Below are 19,375 nucleotides of genomic sequence, written 5' to 3' on the forward strand. Positions count from 1 at the left end.
TACTAAAGTAACTAAATAATTTGATTTGAAGCTATTAGTCTTTCAGCTTTGATAACCTTACAGAAATGAAAAAATATACTAGTTTTTTTTTGTTTAAACTGTTTTTAAATGTTCAAGTACTAAACGCAATTCACCATAACTGTATTTATCATCTAGTTGATTTTTTAAATCTGATAAATTTTCAAAGGTTTTAGTCGGGATAATTTTTTTTAATTCTTCATAATGCTCTACAGTTATTAGATCTGAAATTTTTATTTCTCCAGATGGAATATACGTTGCTAAATGCCCAAAAATAGTATTTGTATTAAACTCACGTTCATCTGCAATTTCTTCAATTGATTTACCCGATTTAAACAATTCTAAAGATACTTTTTTAGTATCAACCTTTTCTTTTTTTTGTTTTATTTCTTCAAAAACAATTGGTTCTTCATGAGTAGTTACAATGTTATTCTCATCACAGTATGCTTTAATAACTTCTAAAATAGCTTCACCATATTTCTCAACTCTAGTTTTACCCATACCATTAATTTGCAATAGTTCTTTTTTAGAAGTTGGTAATATTTCACAAATTTCAAATAACGCTTTTTGAGTGAATATTTGATAATGTATTAAATCGTTTTCTTGGGCAATATCATTTCTAAGCACTCGTAGTAATTCAAACAACTCCACATTTATAGTACTATCAATTACAGCTTTTCTGGTTTTTTTAGGTTTTTCTTTAATATCGAAAACTGATTTTACACGTAATTCAAAAAGATTTTTAACTGAAAAGCCATCATTTAAACTATTTAAACACAACAATTTAACCTCCAAAAGTTCTTCAAACAAATCTATATTTTTAGTAAGATCGCTACCTACAGCTTTATTATCTGTAGTGAAGCCAAAAGCTTTTAACGGAGTTAATATATTGGTTTCGGTTTCTGTTTTAAAATATGAAATTGCCTTTTTAAAACGTTCTTGAATAACTGTACTAAACTCTGGTAAACCTTCGTTTGTTGCCAAATCTTTTAATTGAGCATTAAAGCTATTACTAACTTTTAAAAAACTGGTAATCGTTTTTTTAATTGATTGTATTGGTGCTTCAATGTTACCTTCAATACTTGTTCTGTTCTTGTAAAATGTATCTAAAATACGGTTTAATGGATATATAAAATCGTAAAAATCAAACACTTCAAAAATTAAATCCAATTGATATAATTTTTGAGAATCTTCCAAAACAGCTATATCAGGCTCATTTTCTTCAGCATTTTTATTAAACAACGTTACGTTTCTATCACTAATAATTTGGCTGGAATCAATTTTACTTTTCAAAACTAAGCCTTCTAAAGATTTACATCTACTCAATGCCACATACGTTTGTCCATGAGCAAAAGCACCTTCGGCATCAATAATAGCTCGTTCAAATGTTAAACCTTGACTTTTATGAATAGTGATAGACCAAGCCAATCGTAAGGGTATTTGTGTAAAAGCTCCTATTTTATCTTCTGTTATGGCATTTGTTTCGGCATCAACAGTATAATTGATATTTTCCCAAACTTCAGGTGTTGTATTAATGTTAAAATCATCATCAGGACAATGAACAACCACTTCATCCTTTTCTAAATGAATAACCTTACCAATTTTACCATTAAAATAACGTTTATCAGCACTAGTATCATTTTTAATAAACATAACCTGTGCACCCACTTTTAGCTTTAAAGATTCACTATTAGGATACGAAAACTCAGGAAATTTACCTTCTACTTTTGCAGTATATGTAAATTCTTTTGTTGTAAGTTTATCCAATTCAGCTTTATTTGTGGCTTCAGCTTTATTATTATGCGTAGTTAATGAAATATAACCCGCATCAGGTACTGGTGTAAAATTTGGAATGAAGCGTTTATTAAGTTCTTCAGCTGCAGCCACACTAAGTACATTATTTCTAATTTCATTCAAAATTTCGATAAACTTCGGGTTTTCTTGTCTATAAATATGCTTTAATTCAATTGTTATGGCATGACACTCTTGAAACGCTTGACTACTAAAAAAGAATCCATTACTATATACATGTTTTAACAAATCCCACTCGTTATCTCTAATAACAGGTGACAATTGTTGTAAATCACCAATCATAAGCACTTGTACGCCACCAAAAACCTTATTTCTATTTCTAAAACGCCGTAATGTTCTATCAATACCGTCAAGTAAATCGGCACGCACCATACTAATTTCATCAATCACTAATAAATCCATAGATTTAATAATATTGATTTTTGTTTTGCTGAATTTTCTATTGAAACTTGTAGTATTATTTAAATCGGTATCGGGCAAAATAGGTCCAAAAGGCATTTGAAAAAAAGAATGAATAGTAACGCCTTTCGCATTTATGGCCGCAACTCCTGTTGGTGCAACAACAACCAAGCGTTTTAAACTATCCTTTTTCAATCGATGTAAAAAAGTCGTTTTACCAGTACCCGCTTTTCCCGTTAAAAAAATAGACCGATTTGTATTATTTACAAAATCCCAAGCTAATTTCAGTTCTTTATTAATGTCCATTAAGTAAATATAAATAGATCTTTAATATACAAATTTAGCCCTATTTGGGTAACAAACTTTCACAAAAAAAAGCAAAACGAGATTTATTAAAGATGTCAGTACAAAATATACAAAAACAAAAAACCCCTTCATTTTTCAATGAAGGGGTTTCCAAAAAAGGCAACGACCTACTCTCCCACAATGCAGTACCATCGGCGCTAACGGGCTTAACTTCTCTGTTCGGAATGGTAAGAGGTGAGCCCCGTCGCTATAACCACCTTAAATTTTAAGTTTAAAAGTTTCAAGTTCATAAAGTTTAAAATATAATTTTAAACTTTATCTTGCTACTTTCAAACTGGCAGTGTGGACTGCCAAATATCTTAACATATTGAAAATAGAAACATGATGTTGTATAATTTTGTTGCACTCTTATAAAAAAACAGGCGTACAATAAGCCTATGGGTTATTAGTACTACTCGGCTACGACATTACTGCCCTTACACCTATAGCCTATCAACGTGGTCATCTTCCACGACCCTTTAAAGAAATCTCATCTTGTGGTGGGTTTCGCGCTTATATGCTTTCAGCGCTTATCCCTTCCGAACGTAGCTACTCAGCAATGCTCCTGGCGGAACAACTGATACACCAGAGGTTCGTCCAACTCGGTCCTCTCGTACTAGAGTCAGATCCACTCAAATTTCTAACGCCCACTGTAGATAGAGACCGAACTGTCTCACGACGTTCTGAACCCAGCTCGCGTGCCACTTTAATGGGCGAACAGCCCAACCCTTGGGACCTTCTCCAGCCCCAGGATGTGACGAGCCGACATCGAGGTGCCAAACCCCCCCGTCGATATGAGCTCTTGGGGGAGATCAGCCTGTTATCCCCGGCGTACCTTTTATCCTTTGAGCGATGGCCCTTCCATGCGGAACCACCGGATCACTATGCTCTTGTTTCCAACCTGATCGACTTGTAGGTCTCTCAGTCAAGCACCCTTATGCCATTGCACTCTACGCACGGTTACCAAGCGTGCTGAGGGTACCTTTAGAAGCCTCCGTTACTCTTTTGGAGGCGACCACCCCAGTCAAACTACCCACCAAGCACTGTCCCCTTTGTTCAAGGGTTAGACTCTAGATAAGCAAAGGGTGGTATTTCAACAATGACTCCACAACGCCTAGCGACGCCGCTTCAAAGTCTCCCACCTATCCTACACATTACTTATCCAAAACCAATACTAAGCTATAGTAAAGGTGCACGGGGTCTTTTCGTCCCACAGCGGGTAATCGGCATCTTCACCGATACTACAATTTCACCGAGCTCATGGCTGAGACAGTGTCCAGATCGTTGCACCATTCGTGCAGGTCGGAACTTACCCGACAAGGAATTTCGCTACCTTAGGACCGTTATAGTTACGGCCGCCGTTTACTGGGGCTTCATTTAAGACCTTCGCTTACGCTAAGCCCTCCACTTAACCTTCCAGCACCGGGCAGGTGTCAGGCCATATACATCATCTTTCGATTTAGCATAGCCCTGTGTTTTTGATAAACAGTCGCCTGGACCTTTTCACTGCGGCCACCCCGAAGGGTGGCGACTCTTCTCCCGAAGTTACGAGTCTATTTTGCCTAATTCCTTAGCCATGAATCTCTCGAGCACCTTAGAATTCTCATCCCAACTACCTGTGTCGGTTTAGGGTACGGGCTGCTTCACTCGCTTTTCTTGGAAGTCGCTACTCTGGATTATCACCTTGACCGAAGTCTCAGTGTACTATCGCCGTGTTACCACTGGCTTCAACGAACTATTCCGTCAGTTCGCACCAAATTTACGCCTCCGTCACTTTTATCGTGAGCAGGTACAGGAATATTAACCTGTTGTCCATCCACTACCCCTTTCGGGTTCGCGTTAGGTCCCGACTAACCCTCAGCTGATTAGCATAGCTGAGGAAACCTTAGTCTTTCGGTGTGCGGGTTTCTCGCCCGCATTATCGTTACTTATGCCTACATTTTCTTTTGTAGCTTCTCCAGCATGACTCACATCACACCTTCGACGACACTACAATGCTCCCCTACCACTTCTTACGAAGTCCATAGCTTCGGTAGTATGTTTATGCCCGATTATTATCCATGCCGAACCGCTCGACTAGTGAGCTGTTACGCACTCTTTAAATGAATGGCTGCTTCCAAGCCAACATCCTAGCTGTCTAAGCAGTTCAACCTCGTTATTTCAACTTAACATACATTTGGGGACCTTAGCTGATGGTCTGGGTTCTTTCCCTCTCGGACATGGACCTTAGCACCCATGCCCTCACTGCTGATAAACATTCTGTAGCATTCGGAGTTTGTCAGGAATTGGTAGGCGGTGAAGCCCCCGCATCCAATCAGTAGCTCTACCTCTACAGAACTATAAATCAACGCTGCACCTAAATGCATTTCGGGGAGTACGAGCTATTTCCGAGTTTGATTGGCCTTTCACCCCTACCCACAGGTCATCCGAAGACTTTTCAACGTCAACCGGTTCGGTCCTCCACTGTATGTTACTACAGCTTCAACCTGCCCATGGGTAGATCACACGGTTTCGCGTCTACCACTACTAACTAAAGCGCCCTATTCAGACTCGCTTTCGCTACGGATCCGTGACTTAATCACTTAACCTTGCTAGCAACGGTAACTCGTAGGCTCATTATGCAAAAGGCACGCCGTCACCCCAAAGGGCTCCGACCGCTTGTAAGCGTATGGTTTCAGGTTCTATTTCACTCCCTTATTCAGGGTTCTTTTCACCTTTCCCTCACGGTACTAGTTCACTATCGGTCTCTCAGGAGTATTTAGCCTTATCGGATGGTCCCGACTGTTTCATACAGGGTTTCACGTGCCCCGCACTACTCAGGATACCACTATCTACGCACGCTTTACCTATACCGGGCTATCACCGTCTATGGCCCCTTTTTCCAAAGGATTCTAATTCATTGTGTTTCAAATATTGTGGTCCTACAACCCCAGACTTGCCGTAACAAACCTGGTTTGGGCTAATCCGCGTTCGCTCGCCACTACTAACGGAATCACTTTTGTTTTCTTCTCCTCCGGGTACTTAGATGTTTCAGTTCCCCGGGTTTGCCTCCTTGCGGATACTATATCTTCAATATAGTGGGTTGCCCCATTCGGATATCTGCGGATCAAATCATGTGTGCTGATCCCCGCAGCTTTTCGCAGCTTATCACGTCCTTCTTCGCCTCTGAGAGCCTAGGCATTCCCCATACGCCCTTATTTAGCTTATTGTACTTTTTGCTTTTTTAATGAGTTACTATCAATTAACAATTATAAATTGTCAATTAACAATGGATTAATCAGATATCGCTCGTGGTGATTCTAATTAATCTAAATTATTATATAATAGAAAAATCTATTTATATTTTCATGTATCTTTTTTCAATATGTCAATGAACGTGTGGCGAATTGCCACTGATAAAATATCAGTAGACAACATTAAGCCGTTGTGGAGAATATCGGAGTCGAACCGATGACCTCCTGCGTGCAAGGCAGGCGCTCTAGCCAGCTGAGCTAATCCCCCGTATCAGAATTCAGAATTATGAATTCAGAATTACGAACTTTGAATTCTCAACTTCTAAAATTTCCTTTTTTTATTTCTATGAACGTTTGAAGTCAATAATATATTAAACATTAAATTATTTAATAATAAAATCAACCTCTAGGTTGTAGTCTCAGGCAGACTCGAACTGCCGACCTCTACATTATCAGTGTAGCGCTCTAACCAGCTGAGCTATGAGACTGTTTATAGTCGTTAGTTTTCAGTTTTCAATAATATTTTATTATTACTGATCCACCGTTGACTGGTGACTTTATATGTTAAATTAACAGCAATGAGAATAAACTACTTTTTTCTTAGTTCTTATTTTCCTTTTAATCGTCTTTCTCTAGAAAGGAGGTGTTCCAGCCGCACCTTCCGGTACGGCTACCTTGTTACGACTTAGCCCTAGTTACCGATTTTACCCTAGGCCGCTCCTTGCGGTGACGGACTTCAGGCACTCCCAGCTTCCATGGCTTGACGGGCGGTGTGTACAAGGCCCGGGAACGTATTCACCGCATCATGGCTGATATGCGATTACTAGCGATTCCAGCTTCACGGAGTCGAGTTGCAGACTCCGATCCGAACTGTGATAGGGTTTATAGATTCGCTCCTTCTCGCGAAGTGGCTGCTCTCTGTCCCTACCATTGTAGCACGTGTGTAGCCCAGGACGTAAGGGCCGTGATGATTTGACGTCATCCCCACCTTCCTCACAGTTTGCACTGGCAGTCTTGCTAGAGTTCCCGACATGACTCGCTGGCAACTAACAACAGGGGTTGCGCTCGTTATAGGACTTAACCTGACACCTCACGGCACGAGCTGACGACAACCATGCAGCACCTTGTAGATAGTCCGAAGAAATAAGTGTCTCCACCTAATGCAATCTACATTTAAGCCCTGGTAAGGTTCCTCGCGTATCATCGAATTAAACCACATGCTCCACCGCTTGTGCGGGCCCCCGTCAATTCCTTTGAGTTTCATTCTTGCGAACGTACTCCCCAGGTGGGATACTTATCACTTTCGCTTAGCCACTCAGATAAATCCGAACAGCTAGTATCCATCGTTTACGGCGTGGACTACCAGGGTATCTAATCCTGTTCGCTCCCCACGCTTTCGTCCATCAGTGTCAATACATTATTAGTAATCTGCCTTCGCAATTGGTATTCTATGTAATATCTATGCATTTCACCGCTACACTACATATTCTAACTACTTCATAATGATTCAAGATAACCAGTATCAAAGGCAATTCTACAGTTGAGCTGCAGGATTTCACCTCTGACTTAATTATCCACCTACGGACCCTTTAAACCCAATGATTCCGGATAACGCTTGGATCCTCCGTATTACCGCGGCTGCTGGCACGGAGTTAGCCGATCCTTATTCTTACAGTACCGTCAAGTCCCGACACGTCGGGGTGTTTCTTCCTGTACAAAAGCAGTTTACAACCCATAGGGCCGTCTTCCTGCACGCGGCATGGCTGGATCAGAGTTGCCTCCATTGTCCAATATTCCTCACTGCTGCCTCCCGTAGGAGTCTGGTCCGTGTCTCAGTACCAGTGTGGGGGATCCCCCTCTCAGGGCCCCTATCTATCGTTGCCATGGTGTGCCGTTACCACTCCATCTAGCTAATAGAACGCATACTCATCTCTTACCGTAACCTTTAATAATAATTTGATGCCAAATAATTATACTATGCGGTATTAATCCAAATTTCTCTGGGCTATCCCGCAGTAAGAGGCAGATTGTATACGCGTTACGCACCCGTGCGCCGGTCTCAAGATTGCAAGCAATCTCTACCCCTCGACTTGCATGTGTTAGGCCTGCCGCTAGCGTTCATCCTGAGCCAGGATCAAACTCTTCATCGTTAATTTTTCTAAGCTTCATGCTTTATGCTTTACGCTTTTTGCAATATGCTTTTTTTTAACAACTAATCGGAATTTCTAGTACTCAAAATGGTTTATTCTCTTTGTCGATTATTGTCGTTTCCAACTAAATCTTACGCTGTCAATTCAATATGTTTATGAACTTGTTTCTTCTTATCTTAACTCGTTTCCTTGCTAAGCGGGTGCAAATATAAAACCCTTTTTTTTATCTCACAATAGTTTTAAATATTTTTTTTTAAAAGTTTTTTTCAAAACCTAAATCTTAATACCTACAACCTATTTATGAACTTCGCTTCGTTGACTACTGCCCTTTTTAGCGGCTGCAAACCTACGATGCTTTTTTTTATCTCACAATAGTTTTTTGATATTTTTTTGATTTATTTTTTTGAAGCTTTTATACTCCTAATAATATAAATATCTATACCTGTTTATGAACGTTAGCCTAAAACATACTATGCTGTTTTTAGCGGGTGCAAACATACTACCCTTTTCCTTTCTAACAATGACTTTTTTTGCCTTTTTTTTATCTTTTTTTTTATTAAATGGTTTTCAAGGTGTTACAAACAAATTTTTTTTGGAGTAACAGCAACTTATGCCCCAATAATAGTGTTTGAAATGAATTTTGAATGATTTGACAACTCAAAAACAAATTGATTTCATCCTTTTTATGATATAAAAAGTAGTTAAAAAACTTTATTTTAGTTTAAATTAAATATAATCGCTCTTTAAAGATTGAGTGGATATATAAAAAACAAATTAGAAATCTCAATAAAAAAACACTTAGAAAAGTACAAACAGAGATTTACATCAAAACAAAAACACCTTTCTTTCAAGAAAAAGGTTAAACTATTTTATAAAAAGAAATTCCAAACGAGACCGAAACGGATAATAAAATCGCGATATGGATTGTTTGGTGCTGAGTAATAATTATAACCTGAGAATGCCGAATTTAAATGTTCTGCCTTAAAATAAATTCTGGTTTGACGTATTTTGGCATTTACAAATAAGTCTAATCTTGGAAATGCGCCGTATTCTTTTTTAGTTTGCACATAAAATTCTGCCAATAATGGGTTGTAAGCATCCATGTAATATGCTGTAAAATAGTTTAAGGTTACACCTGTTTGTAAATACATGGCTTTTTTAAATACATGACTTGAATAATATAGTGTGTTGCGTGTTGTTAGTTCTGGCGCATTTAACACATTATTATTGTCTTGCATGTTTTGGTACAAGATGGTGTTGTTTAGCGCAAACTTACCTAGTTTTAATTCGTTTTCTAGTTTTACTCTTAAATAAGTAATAGTGTTATTGGTTTGAAACGGTTTTACTTGCAGTGTGGTTTCGTCTTTTCTGAAATAAACGTAATTAGTTATGGTATTTAAATCGGCAGTTATGTTTGCTAAACTTTTATATTTTAATTGAAATGCTAATTGCTGAGTTTCTATATTATTGAAATTGTTTTGCCAATTGTAGTTTACATAATCACTTTGATAAAGTAAAGTATTAAAATTTGGTGATTTTGAACTATGATTTAAAGTTGCTGATGCTGCTATGTCATCATTTAATTTGAAACTTGCTGTGGCTTTTAGGTAATTTCCGTTTAGATTTCCTGTTACATTAATACCTAATTCACCATCTAACATAAAACCTTTATATTGTTTACGGTATTTTCCACCTGCTGAAAACACATCGCCTTTTAATCTGTTAGTAATAGTGTTTCCATTTAATACTACCAACTTATCGTAACCATAATTATAGGTTGTGTTGCCTACATTAAATTGTAAATCGCCAATAATATTATTGCTATAGTTTAATTGAAATTGATTGTAGAAATATTCTAAAGTAGCTTTATCTTTTAATGTTGATGTTTTAAACGCATCACCAAAATAACTATTTGCCGTTGTTTGATCGAACTGATAAAACTTATCTTCAAAAGAAATGATATGACCAATACTTAATTTGTTTTTTGAAAGTGAATCTCGTTTTCTTATTAAATAATATGTATGATCCAGATAGAAACGCTTTCCTTTTAATAAGTTTTCAGCGTTTTCAAAATTAACATCAAAAATGGAACGATCTAAAAACTCAGGATCTCCAGTTTCAAAATACTGAACATTATCATCACGTATACCACCGTTTTCTTGATTTAATAAGTCTTGCGTCACTATATGACCTTTAGCAAAATAGCGTTTGTTTTTTGATTGGTAATTGCCTGTAAACCTAAAATTACCACTACTTGCTAATATATGTTGGTATTTACCTAACGAACGCAACCCTTTATAGGCTATTGAAAAGTTAAATTGAGGTGATGTATTTACTGTAAAAAAAGCATCGGTTGCTTGTCCTTGCTCAAATGCTGTTTTAAAAAACAACTCTGTAAACGGTGTTGGTACGCGATAATAACTAATATCTTTGGCATCTTGATAGAAAAAATGTTTTGCCTGTGCACCAAAACTTGGCATTAAACTCGTGTTTTGAAAATTATGGGTTAAACTATTATACGTTTGCCCCATATTGGAAAATGGCATTAACCCAAAATCGTCCTTTCTTAAATAGTTGAACTTATAATCTTTTTTTATTGAAAGCGTGGTATCTACGTATGTTGTATCGTTTTCTGAAGAAATAATTAAATATTCAGAAACTTTTGGAAGTGGTTTTGCTGAAGAATCTTTTGCTTGCACTATACCCAACTCTCTACCTAATCGGTTTGATCTAGCTGGTTTATCTTGAGCAAAAAGCGGATTACATATAAATATTAAAAGAAATGCAGATAGCAATTTTATAAAGTTGTTCTTTTTATTTATTGTTTTTGTATTAGATATCATTAGCATACTTAAATTTAAGTAAATAACGCTTTTAAGGTTATACTCGTAATAAAATATAAATTTTCGAAGCAAAAGTAATTATTTGAACGTTAAGTGAGCGTAATTATTTTAAATAAACAAAGCCAACAAAAATTTGTTGGCTTTGTTTTAAATATTAATCATCTGTTTTAAGGATGAACGAGAATATTTATTTTGAGTTAGTCGATTGCAAACATCTAAATATTATATTTAATACGCAAAAAAATGAATTAAAAAAATTCAAAAAAGCATCTATAAAACTGTTTTTGGTTTCATTATTATGAAAATAATCGTACAAAAATTATCACAATAACAAATTATCGCAATCAAATTTGCATTTTTATTAACATTCAAAACCAAATTCGTAAAAAACCTTTCTAAATTTTAGAAGACACTTATTTATATGGGTTTAAAATTATAGATTTGACAATATTATTAGTATTATGTTATTAAAAAATTATTCAAATTACACCTTAGAATGTGGCACAGACGAGGCAGGACGTGGTTGTTTGGCTGGTCCTGTTACTGCAGCTGCAGTTATACTTTCAGATAAATTTAAAAATTCACTTTTAAACGATTCTAAGCAATTAAGTGAAACTAAAAGAATTCACTTAAAACCAATAATAGAATTGGAAGCCTTAACATTTGGTGTTTCTCATGTGTTTCAAGAAGAAATAGACCAAATTAATATATTGAATGCATCTATTTTAGCCATGCATCAATCCATCAATCAATTAACACCAACGCCAGAGTTCATTATTATTGATGGCAATAAGTTTAAACCTTATAAAAACATTCCTTTTGAAACTATTGTAAAAGGTGATGGCAAATATTTAAGTATTGCAGCAGCTTCAATACTTGCTAAAACCTATAGAGATGCTTATATGGAAACCATTCATGAAGAATTCCCTATGTACAATTGGAAACAAAATAAAGGCTATCCAACCAAAGAACATCGCGAAGCTATAAGGAAATATGGCGTTACTAAATATCACAGAAAATCATTCAGGTTACTGCCAGAACAATTGAAGCTAGATATTTAATATGTGTTAGGTGAAATATTAAAAAAAGTAAAATAGATTACATTGTTTTTTCAATCTATAATTTGAAAAATATGTAGGTTTGTATAAATTAATTTAAACAGATGAAATTTCTATATTTAACTCTTTTAGCTTTTATTATTTTTAGTTGTTCTACCACGGTTGCAAAACGCACCAATCTTATTGATTTTGTTCCAGAAAATGCAACTATTATTATAAAAACATCTAATCTTGAAGAGTTAAAAAGTAGTATTAAGAATAGTGATTTTTTAAGTAAGTTTTCAAAAACAACTGCTTACCAAAATTTAGAGTCAAAACTTGAAAACTTAAAACTTTTTAAACCAAATGGCGAAATGCTTATTTGTTTTTCAAATGATGCTAATGATAGTTTACAATATTCCATAATAACGAAATACACACCTCAATTATTCAAAAGAGATTCTATAAAAAATTATATTGAAGAAACTTTAAAATACGAGAACGAAACGCTTACAAAATCTACCTTTAATAATAACACGTTTTACAGCACTGTAATTGACAGTACATTTTTTGCTTCATCATCAAAAAGCATAATTGATGGTGTTTTTGCAAACCCGCACATGAATGAAGAATTGATTAAAATTTACAATTCTACCAGTGATGATAAAACATTTTCAATCATTATAAATGCCAATTCACCTTTTATAAAATCGTTTTTTATTGATGAAGCTTTAAGCTTAAAAGCCTTAACAAGCTATATGGCTATTGATGTTGATGTAAACCAAAATGCTATTTACATAAACGGTATCACTAAAGCTACCGATACCACAAAAATTTTAAACAACATCTTTAAAAACACAATTCCGCAGGAAAACCAAACGCAAAACGTAACACCTAATACTAGTGATGGTTTTATGAGTTTCACCTTTAAAAACTTCAAAACCATTAATAGTAATTTAAACGCATTTCACAAAAAAGATTCACTTTCTGAAAGTTCTCCAATTTTTGAAAACATTACTGAAGTTGGTGTTATTTATGAAGGCAAAAATAGAGCGATTGCTTTAAATTCTATTGATGTTATTGCTACTGAAGATGCACTTATTAGCGAGCAAACCATTGTTGATGCTTACAGAGGTGTAGAAATTTACAACTTTAGCAAACCTAGTTTATTCTCCAATACGTTTTCGCCATTAATCAAACAAAACAACATTAGTAAATATTGTATTTTAGATACCTTTTTTGTGTTTTCAGATAATGTGGCAATGCTTCAAAACATAATTTCTAATTATCAAAACAAAACCACATACAGCGAATTAAGTACATTTATAAAAATTAAAGAACAACTTAGTAATGCATCTTCTTTATTATTGGTAGTAAATAATGAATCGCTAAAAAACATTTTAAACCGTCATTTTGAAGAAAATTTAGACGATAGTTTTAGCAGTTACAATACTTCAGCTTTACAATTTATATACGACACAAATTTTGCTCACTTTAATGCTATAATAAAAAAGAGTAAAAATGTAGTTGTACAAAGTTCAGTTTCTGAAGAATTAAACATAAAACTAGCTTCAGATATACTAACAAAGCCACAATTTGTAACCAACCATTTAACAAAAGAAAAGGAAATTGTTGTACAAGACGTTAAAAACAATCTGTATTTAATTTCAAATAAAGGTAAAATTCTTTGGAAAAAACAACTTGAAGGTGCCGTTTTAGGAACTATTGAACAAATAGATATTTTTAAAAATGGACGCTTACAATTGGCTTTTGCAACACCAAACCGTGTTTACGTTATTGATAGAGATGGTAAAGATGTTACACCTTTTCCTGGTAAATTTAACGACGATATTACACAACCGCTTTCGGTTTTTGATTATGACAAAAATAAAGATTATCGCCTGTTTGTAACCCAAGGCAAAAACATTTTGGTGTACGATGTAAATTTAAAACTGGTAAGTGGGTTTAATTTTAAATCGGCTAAAGAGGCTATCATTAGCCAACCAAAACATTTTAGAATAAGCGGTAAAGACTATATTCTGTTTAAAACTGAAAACACTATGCATGTTATTGATAGAACAGGCAACAACAGAATGACACCAAAAACATCTGGTACTTACTCTAACCAACCTATCTATTTATATAATAATAAGTTTATTACAACAACTTCAAACGGACAATTAATTTCTATTGATACAAAAGGTGGTGTTTCAACTCAAAATTTAAATCTTTCAGAAAAACACAATTTAGAAGCATCGAGTAAAACTTTAGTAACGCTTAGTGATAACAAATTAACCATCAAAACGAATGTTGTAGAGATGGAATTTGGCACCTACACAAAGCCTGAACTGTTTTATATTAAAGACAAAATTTATGTTGCTATTACCGATTTGCAAACTCAAAAAGTATATCTGTATGATAGCTTAGGCAATTTAATTCCTAATTTTCCTTTGTATGGAACCTCAGAAATATCATTAGATAATATTGATAAAGACCAAAGTTTGGAGTTTATTACCAAAGGCGATAGTAATTCATTACTTATTTACCGTATAAACTAATTAACTATTTCATTTACAAGTTTATATAATAAAGTATTTTCGTATAATTATTTGCAGTTGATAAAGTAATTTTTATCTTTAGGCCAGCTATTAATTTCATCCTTTCTCTAAAAATTATAAAAACTAGCAAAACCTGTTTTTATTTAAGTTCAATACTTCATTTAAGAATGCATTTATAGTAAAAAAATAAAGCCCCCAAATCTGAGAGCGTCAAAGTTTATCTTTGGCGTTCTTTTTTTATGGGTTTCTCTTTTGAAATTATTACTATTGTACTCTTAATAAAAAACCCATGATTTCAAGAAAAAACGCCTCAATTTCAAAATTTATAATTCATAAAGTTGGTAATAAATTTAACGATACTAAAAATGCATTTTCAGAAAAGTTAGTCGATTTTGATGAACCAAGTTACGACCTCATGCTACCGTTTCTATTAAGACCTTTCGGAAGCGTTGTTCAAAGCTATCGTTTCAACCATCATGCAAACATTTCTTTAAACGAAATAAATAGCTATAGCACTCAAATTTTTAATGATGAAGAAGCTTTTATAGATGTGTCAAAACACATTGTTACACATTTGTTCGAACAATCAACTTCAGCACAAATAAAAACGGGCGATGTTTTAGTGGTTATGTTTGAAGGTATTGAGTTTAATGAAATTACTACAAACGCTTTAGGGATTTTTAAAATTGAAAACAAAGTCAACTTTTTTCAAACCTATTTAGAAAACAATAGTTATGATGTATTGGTTCAAAAAGGAATCTCATCTAAAAAAGTAGATAAAGGCTGCATCATTTTAAACCAAACCGATACCGAAGGCAACATTATTTTAAGTGTAGATAATAACAGTTACGATGCACAATATTGGTTAAACCAGTTTTTAAACATTAAATATGCTGATGATGCCAACAACCACACACAACAATACATTGAACTTTGTAAAGATTTCTCGACCGAAATTTTAAAAACAACCTATGGTGCGCAAGAACAAAACACCTTTTTAGCTAAAACAATCGACTTTTTTAAAGAGAATGAAGTAGTAAATATTGAGCGTTTTAAAGACGAACTTTTTGAAGAAGACAAACATAAAAACCTATTTGACGATTACAAAAAAACATTTGAAGACGAAAACAACATAGTAATTAGAAACCAATTTGATGTTGCCGAAAGTGTTGTAAATAAAGAAAAAAAGAAAATTAAAACCGATATTAAACTAGATACCAACATACAAATTAAACTAGATATTGATGCGCCCGATGCTTCTGCCGAATATTTAGAACGCGGTTATGATGATGAAAAGAAAATGCATTATTATAAAGTGTTTTTTAATGTAGAATCTTAAAATTTCAACTTGATTCTCTAAAATTTAATTATTAAGTTGTAAAAAAATCCCATTTATTATGAAAAAATTACTTTGCATAATTACCTTATTTTATCAGTTTAACGCATCAGCACAAGAATCTGTTTTTTTTTCAAATGAAAACAACAAAACCTTTGAGGTAGATAAATTTGGTGTTTCGGTTTACAATGCAAATTTTATAAAAAACGATGAGTATTTTAACAACATTGCCGATGGTTTAACCTTACTAGGCACACACTTACACCCAGAGTTTATTTATAATAGCAATAACAAAACCCAATTTAAAGCAGGTATTTTTTTAATAAAAAACTTTGGCGAAAACAACATTGATTTTGCCATACCAACCTTTAGTTTTAACTACATAAAAAACAACAGCCAATTAACAATAGGTAATTTATTTACAAAAAACAACCACAACCTCATTGAACCTTTAATGGCTAGTGAAAAAATTTTGAGCAATGACGTAATTGAAACAGGTATTGAATACAAATATGATTCCAACAAAATAAATTTTGATGCATGGTTAAATTGGGAAAATTACATACGAAAATACAGTGAAGTACGAGAAGTTTTTACAATGGGTATGACATCAAAACTATCTGTTTTAAAACATCTTTCTATACCAATTCAATACGTTTATTACCATAGAGGTGGACAAATAAACAAAAAATACCGTAGCGAAAACAACCTAGATAATACTATGAACTTTCATAACCTAGCTATGGGTTTAGAGTACGCTACACATCCTAACTTAAACAAAGGTTTTACTTTTGGCTATAACTATTTATACCATATTACAAATACCGAAATTGAATACCCTTTTAAAACAGGTAGAGCGCATTATGTAACCTTAACTTACAAAATAAACCATTTACAATTTTTGCTAGCATACTATAATGCAGATAAATTTACAACTGCAAAAGGCAACGAAATGTTTCAATCGTATTCGCTTAAAAGCAATATTAACTATTGGAATGGTGAGTTAGATAACAGGTATGTAGGTTTGGAAGAACCTAATAGAAGCTTACTGTTTACAAAAGTGTTTTATCAAAATGAAATTGCAAACAATATAAAACTAGGGTTACAAATTGAAGGTTATTACCAACTAAACAACAGCGGAACAATTAACTACTTATTAAGCAACAAAAAGAATCAGTTTGATTATTCGTACGGTGTTTTTTTAATTTTGAATGATGTTTTTAAGCTATAGTATTAAGTAAAAACATAAATATTAGCCACTTGATTTTTTGAAAGAAAAAGACTAAATTCGTTTAACTTCTGATATAAAAACATTAAAACGATTTCATATCATTTAGTTGTATCCAATTTGGGAAAAACATTATGCAAAAATTAATATTTCTACTTTTTATCGGATTATTGAGTTGTAATTCTCAAAAGAAGGAACTAAAAGACAATGTTCTTCCTAAAAATACTGAATCCGAAATTGTAGCAAAATTATCGGGGAAAGAAATCGTAACTGAATTGGATAAACTTGATTTTTTTAACCTAACTGACAAATCAGAATTAGAAACTGTTAAGCAAGAATTTGCTGAATCTAAAGACAAATGGAACTTTTTTTCTGGAAAAATGCGTGGAGAAACCACAGATTTTACTGACAATAGGTTTATGACAATAGATTGTGAAGAATTATTTGAAGCTGGTGGTTTGGAAGTTTATTTAAAAAAGGTTAAAAGTGTTTTTGATAAATTGGAATTAAATTTCGTTTATAGAAATGAGGAAAGTTATCAAACCGAAAATTATTGGAAACACACTATAAACATCAATGGAGTTATTTACAATGCCTTTGATGGTAGTTTTTCAGATAATGATTGTGGAATTTCATATTCGAATTTCTTAATTATGGTTAACGACCAACTTAAGCACCAAAATACAGATAACAGCTTTTATCCAATTAATTGTGCAAATGATGGAATGATAGTTCTTCTGACAAAAAAACAGTTCGACTTTGTTAAAGAACACTATCCAAATGACAACGAGCACCCGAAAGAATTATCTGAATGGATGATTCTGAACGGATTATAAAAACCGCACAAAACACAGAATAAAAAAATTGCTAGTTTTAGCTAAAACACAGTTAGTTGCTCGTTTGCTTGCTTTTGATTTTCCTTCGAAAAATCCTCGCTCACAAACACCTTATACAAAACCGTTAAACAAACTCCGCTTCAAAAAGAGTTGCAAAATGTTTCAACAGCTTTTCTTTAACCTCGTTTTCATCTACTGTTTTTTTTGCCAATTCTACGTTTAAAGATGTTACGGCTTTTCCTCTAATTCCGCAAGGAATCATTAAATCGAAATAACCTAAATTGGCGTTAACATTCAATGCAAAACCGTGCATGGTAACCCAACGACTTGCTCGCACACCCATAGCACAAATTTTTCTAGCAAACGGCGTTCCTACATCTAACCAAACGCCTGTTTCGCCTTGGCTTCGTTCGGCTTTCAAACCGTATTCTGCAAGGGTAAGAATAATTACTTCTTCTAAAAAGCGTAGGTATTTATGAATGTCGGTAAAAAAATTATCTAAATCTAAAATAGGATAACCCACAATTTGTCCAGGACCATGGTAGGTAATATCGCCACCTCTATTAACTTTATAAAACGAGGCATTTTTAGCTTTTAGTTGTGCTTCATCAACCAATAAATTAGCCATATCGCCACTTTTACCTAAGGTATAAACGTGTGGATGCTCAACAAATAAAAAGTGATTTTGGGTTTCAAAGTTCGTATTATTGCGCCTGTTATTAATTTTGGCATCAACTATACTTTTAAAAAGTTGTTCTTGGTATTCCCAAGTTTCTTTATAATCTTTTAAGCCTAAATCTTGTATATGTATGGTTTTGTTCAATGTACTAATCTTCTAAAACTACTTCTAAATTTAAGGCTTCTGGGTTCGATAAATAATCCATAAAACCATATTCAATAGTTACACTTTTTCTATCGGCACTAAACAACGCTTTTTCATTAGAAACCGATTTTATACGTTTTGGAAAATGATAGTTTAATTTATAGGTTGATGAGCCAAACATAATAGCCATTTGCCCCAAACTATCTGTTACTTGTTTATAAGCTTCTTTATCAACTATTTTAGCTGTACGTTTAAATGTTTTTCCGTCGTATTTATAATCTAAATCGGTACTTTCATTAGCTCCAAAAGAAGAAAATGGGTTGTTTAAATCTTTAGCTTTTTCCTTTCCTTGTAAATCGCCAAAACTTTTCATGGCTTTAAACATATCTTGAAGTTCGTTTACTGATTTGAAGTTTGTAAACATATCAAACTTCATTTGAGATGTTTCAGGATTCATGACCATGTGCATACTAAAAGGTTCTAAACTTTTTATTTTCTGCTGTTCTTCTTCAGATAGTTGAGCAATACTATCGCCCATGGCACTAAATAATTCTTTAAAACTAAACGTAGAATCGATGGCTTTTTCTTGAGTTTTACTCATTTTATCACCTGCCATTTGCATAAGTTGTGTACCATCAAACGTAAACTCCATTTTACCAGAACCATCTTCATTTATATAAATGTTTTCAGAAAACTGGCAACTGGTTAATACAATAGACATAACCAAAACTACTATAGCAAAAAGCTTATTCATATT

Annotated in this window: 9 protein-coding genes, 2 tRNA genes and 3 rRNA genes; 5 read left to right on the top strand and 9 right to left on the bottom strand. The window is 33.8% G+C overall.

The window, feature by feature from the left end:
• Positions 1-93: 93 nt before the first annotated feature.
• The 7 genes from ACFQ1R_RS02890 to ACFQ1R_RS02920 form a co-directional block, all read right to left on the bottom strand.
• Positions 94-2,535 (bottom strand): helix-turn-helix domain-containing protein, encoded by a 2,442-nt coding sequence (locus tag ACFQ1R_RS02890; protein WP_379924609.1) that lies wholly within the window; start codon positions 2,533-2,535, stop codon positions 94-96.
• Between the two features lie 154 nt (positions 2,536-2,689).
• A 5S ribosomal RNA gene (gene rrf, locus ACFQ1R_RS02895) occupies positions 2,690-2,796 on the bottom strand.
• Positions 2,797-2,960: 164 nt separating this feature from the next.
• A 23S ribosomal RNA gene (locus ACFQ1R_RS02900) occupies positions 2,961-5,783 on the bottom strand.
• A gap of 218 nt (positions 5,784-6,001) precedes the next feature.
• Positions 6,002-6,075 (bottom strand) — tRNA-Ala (locus ACFQ1R_RS02905).
• Between the two features lie 146 nt (positions 6,076-6,221).
• Positions 6,222-6,295, bottom strand: a tRNA-Ile gene (locus ACFQ1R_RS02910).
• Positions 6,296-6,443: 148 nt separating this feature from the next.
• Positions 6,444-7,957, bottom strand: a 16S ribosomal RNA gene (locus ACFQ1R_RS02915).
• The 16S, 23S and 5S rRNA genes sit together here with 2 tRNA genes alongside, the layout of an rRNA operon.
• Positions 7,958-8,826: 869 nt before the next feature.
• The gene (locus tag ACFQ1R_RS02920) at positions 8,827-10,800 is read right to left on the bottom strand and encodes a putative porin (protein ID WP_379924610.1); all 1,974 of its coding nucleotides are present in this window, start codon (positions 10,798-10,800) and stop codon (positions 8,827-8,829) included.
• A 461-nt stretch (positions 10,801-11,261) separates the two neighbouring features.
• Between ACFQ1R_RS02920 and ACFQ1R_RS02925 the strand changes: the two genes are divergently transcribed.
• The 5 genes from ACFQ1R_RS02925 (at position 11,262) to ACFQ1R_RS02945 (ending at position 17,795) form a co-directional block, all read left to right on the top strand.
• Positions 11,262-11,861 (top strand): ribonuclease HII, encoded by a 600-nt coding sequence (locus ACFQ1R_RS02925; protein WP_379924611.1) that lies wholly within the window; start codon positions 11,262-11,264, stop codon positions 11,859-11,861.
• Between the two features lie 101 nt (positions 11,862-11,962).
• Positions 11,963-14,395 (top strand): ribonuclease HII, encoded by a 2,433-nt coding sequence (locus ACFQ1R_RS02930; RefSeq protein WP_379924612.1) that lies wholly within the window; start codon positions 11,963-11,965, stop codon positions 14,393-14,395.
• 289 nt (positions 14,396-14,684) lie between these two features.
• Positions 14,685-15,734, top strand: a complete 1,050-nt coding sequence (locus tag ACFQ1R_RS02935; RefSeq protein ID WP_379924613.1) for a nucleoid-associated protein — start codon at positions 14,685-14,687, stop codon at positions 15,732-15,734.
• A gap of 58 nt (positions 15,735-15,792) precedes the next feature.
• A complete protein-coding gene (locus ACFQ1R_RS02940; RefSeq protein ID WP_379924614.1) occupies positions 15,793-16,962 on the top strand; it encodes a hypothetical protein in 1,170 nt (389 codons plus the stop codon).
• A 131-nt stretch (positions 16,963-17,093) separates the two neighbouring features.
• Positions 17,094-17,795: a hypothetical protein gene (locus tag ACFQ1R_RS02945; RefSeq protein WP_379924615.1), complete on the top strand. Its 702-nt coding sequence runs from the start codon at positions 17,094-17,096 to the stop codon at positions 17,793-17,795.
• Positions 17,796-17,919: 124 nt separating this feature from the next.
• On the opposite strand, the gene lipB is transcribed toward ACFQ1R_RS02945, so the two are convergent.
• Together lipB and ACFQ1R_RS02955 are read right to left on the bottom strand one after the other, a co-directional pair.
• Complete coding sequence (lipB, locus tag ACFQ1R_RS02950; protein WP_379924616.1) at positions 17,920-18,618, bottom strand: lipoyl(octanoyl) transferase LipB; 699 nt, start codon at positions 18,616-18,618, stop codon at positions 17,920-17,922.
• A 4-nt stretch (positions 18,619-18,622) separates the two neighbouring features.
• Positions 18,623-19,372, bottom strand: a complete 750-nt coding sequence (locus ACFQ1R_RS02955; RefSeq protein WP_379924617.1) for a hypothetical protein — start codon at positions 19,370-19,372, stop codon at positions 18,623-18,625.
• Between the last annotated feature and the right edge of the window lie 3 nt (positions 19,373-19,375).

The sequence above is a fragment of the Mariniflexile jejuense genome (assembly GCF_042675665.1).
In the GTDB taxonomy this organism is placed as follows: Bacteria; Bacteroidota; Bacteroidia; order Flavobacteriales; family Flavobacteriaceae; genus Mariniflexile; species Mariniflexile jejuense.

Bases quoted from the DNA above. Each gene is read 5' to 3' on its own strand.
- ACFQ1R_RS02890 (WP_379924609.1), bottom strand. From the start codon at position 2,535: ATGGACATTAATAAAGAACTGAAATTAGCTTGGGATTTTGTAAATAAT.
- ACFQ1R_RS02920 (WP_379924610.1), bottom strand. From the start codon at position 10,800: ATGATATCTAATACAAAAACAATAAATAAAAAGAACAACTTTATAAAA.
- ACFQ1R_RS02925 (WP_379924611.1), top strand. From the start codon at position 11,262: ATGTTATTAAAAAATTATTCAAATTACACCTTAGAATGTGGCACAGAC.
- ACFQ1R_RS02930 (WP_379924612.1), top strand. From the start codon at position 11,963: ATGAAATTTCTATATTTAACTCTTTTAGCTTTTATTATTTTTAGTTGT.
- ACFQ1R_RS02935 (WP_379924613.1), top strand. From the start codon at position 14,685: ATGATTTCAAGAAAAAACGCCTCAATTTCAAAATTTATAATTCATAAA.
- ACFQ1R_RS02940 (WP_379924614.1), top strand. From the start codon at position 15,793: ATGAAAAAATTACTTTGCATAATTACCTTATTTTATCAGTTTAACGCA.
- ACFQ1R_RS02945 (WP_379924615.1), top strand. From the start codon at position 17,094: ATGCAAAAATTAATATTTCTACTTTTTATCGGATTATTGAGTTGTAAT.
- ACFQ1R_RS02955 (WP_379924617.1), bottom strand. From the start codon at position 19,372: ATGAATAAGCTTTTTGCTATAGTAGTTTTGGTTATGTCTATTGTATTA.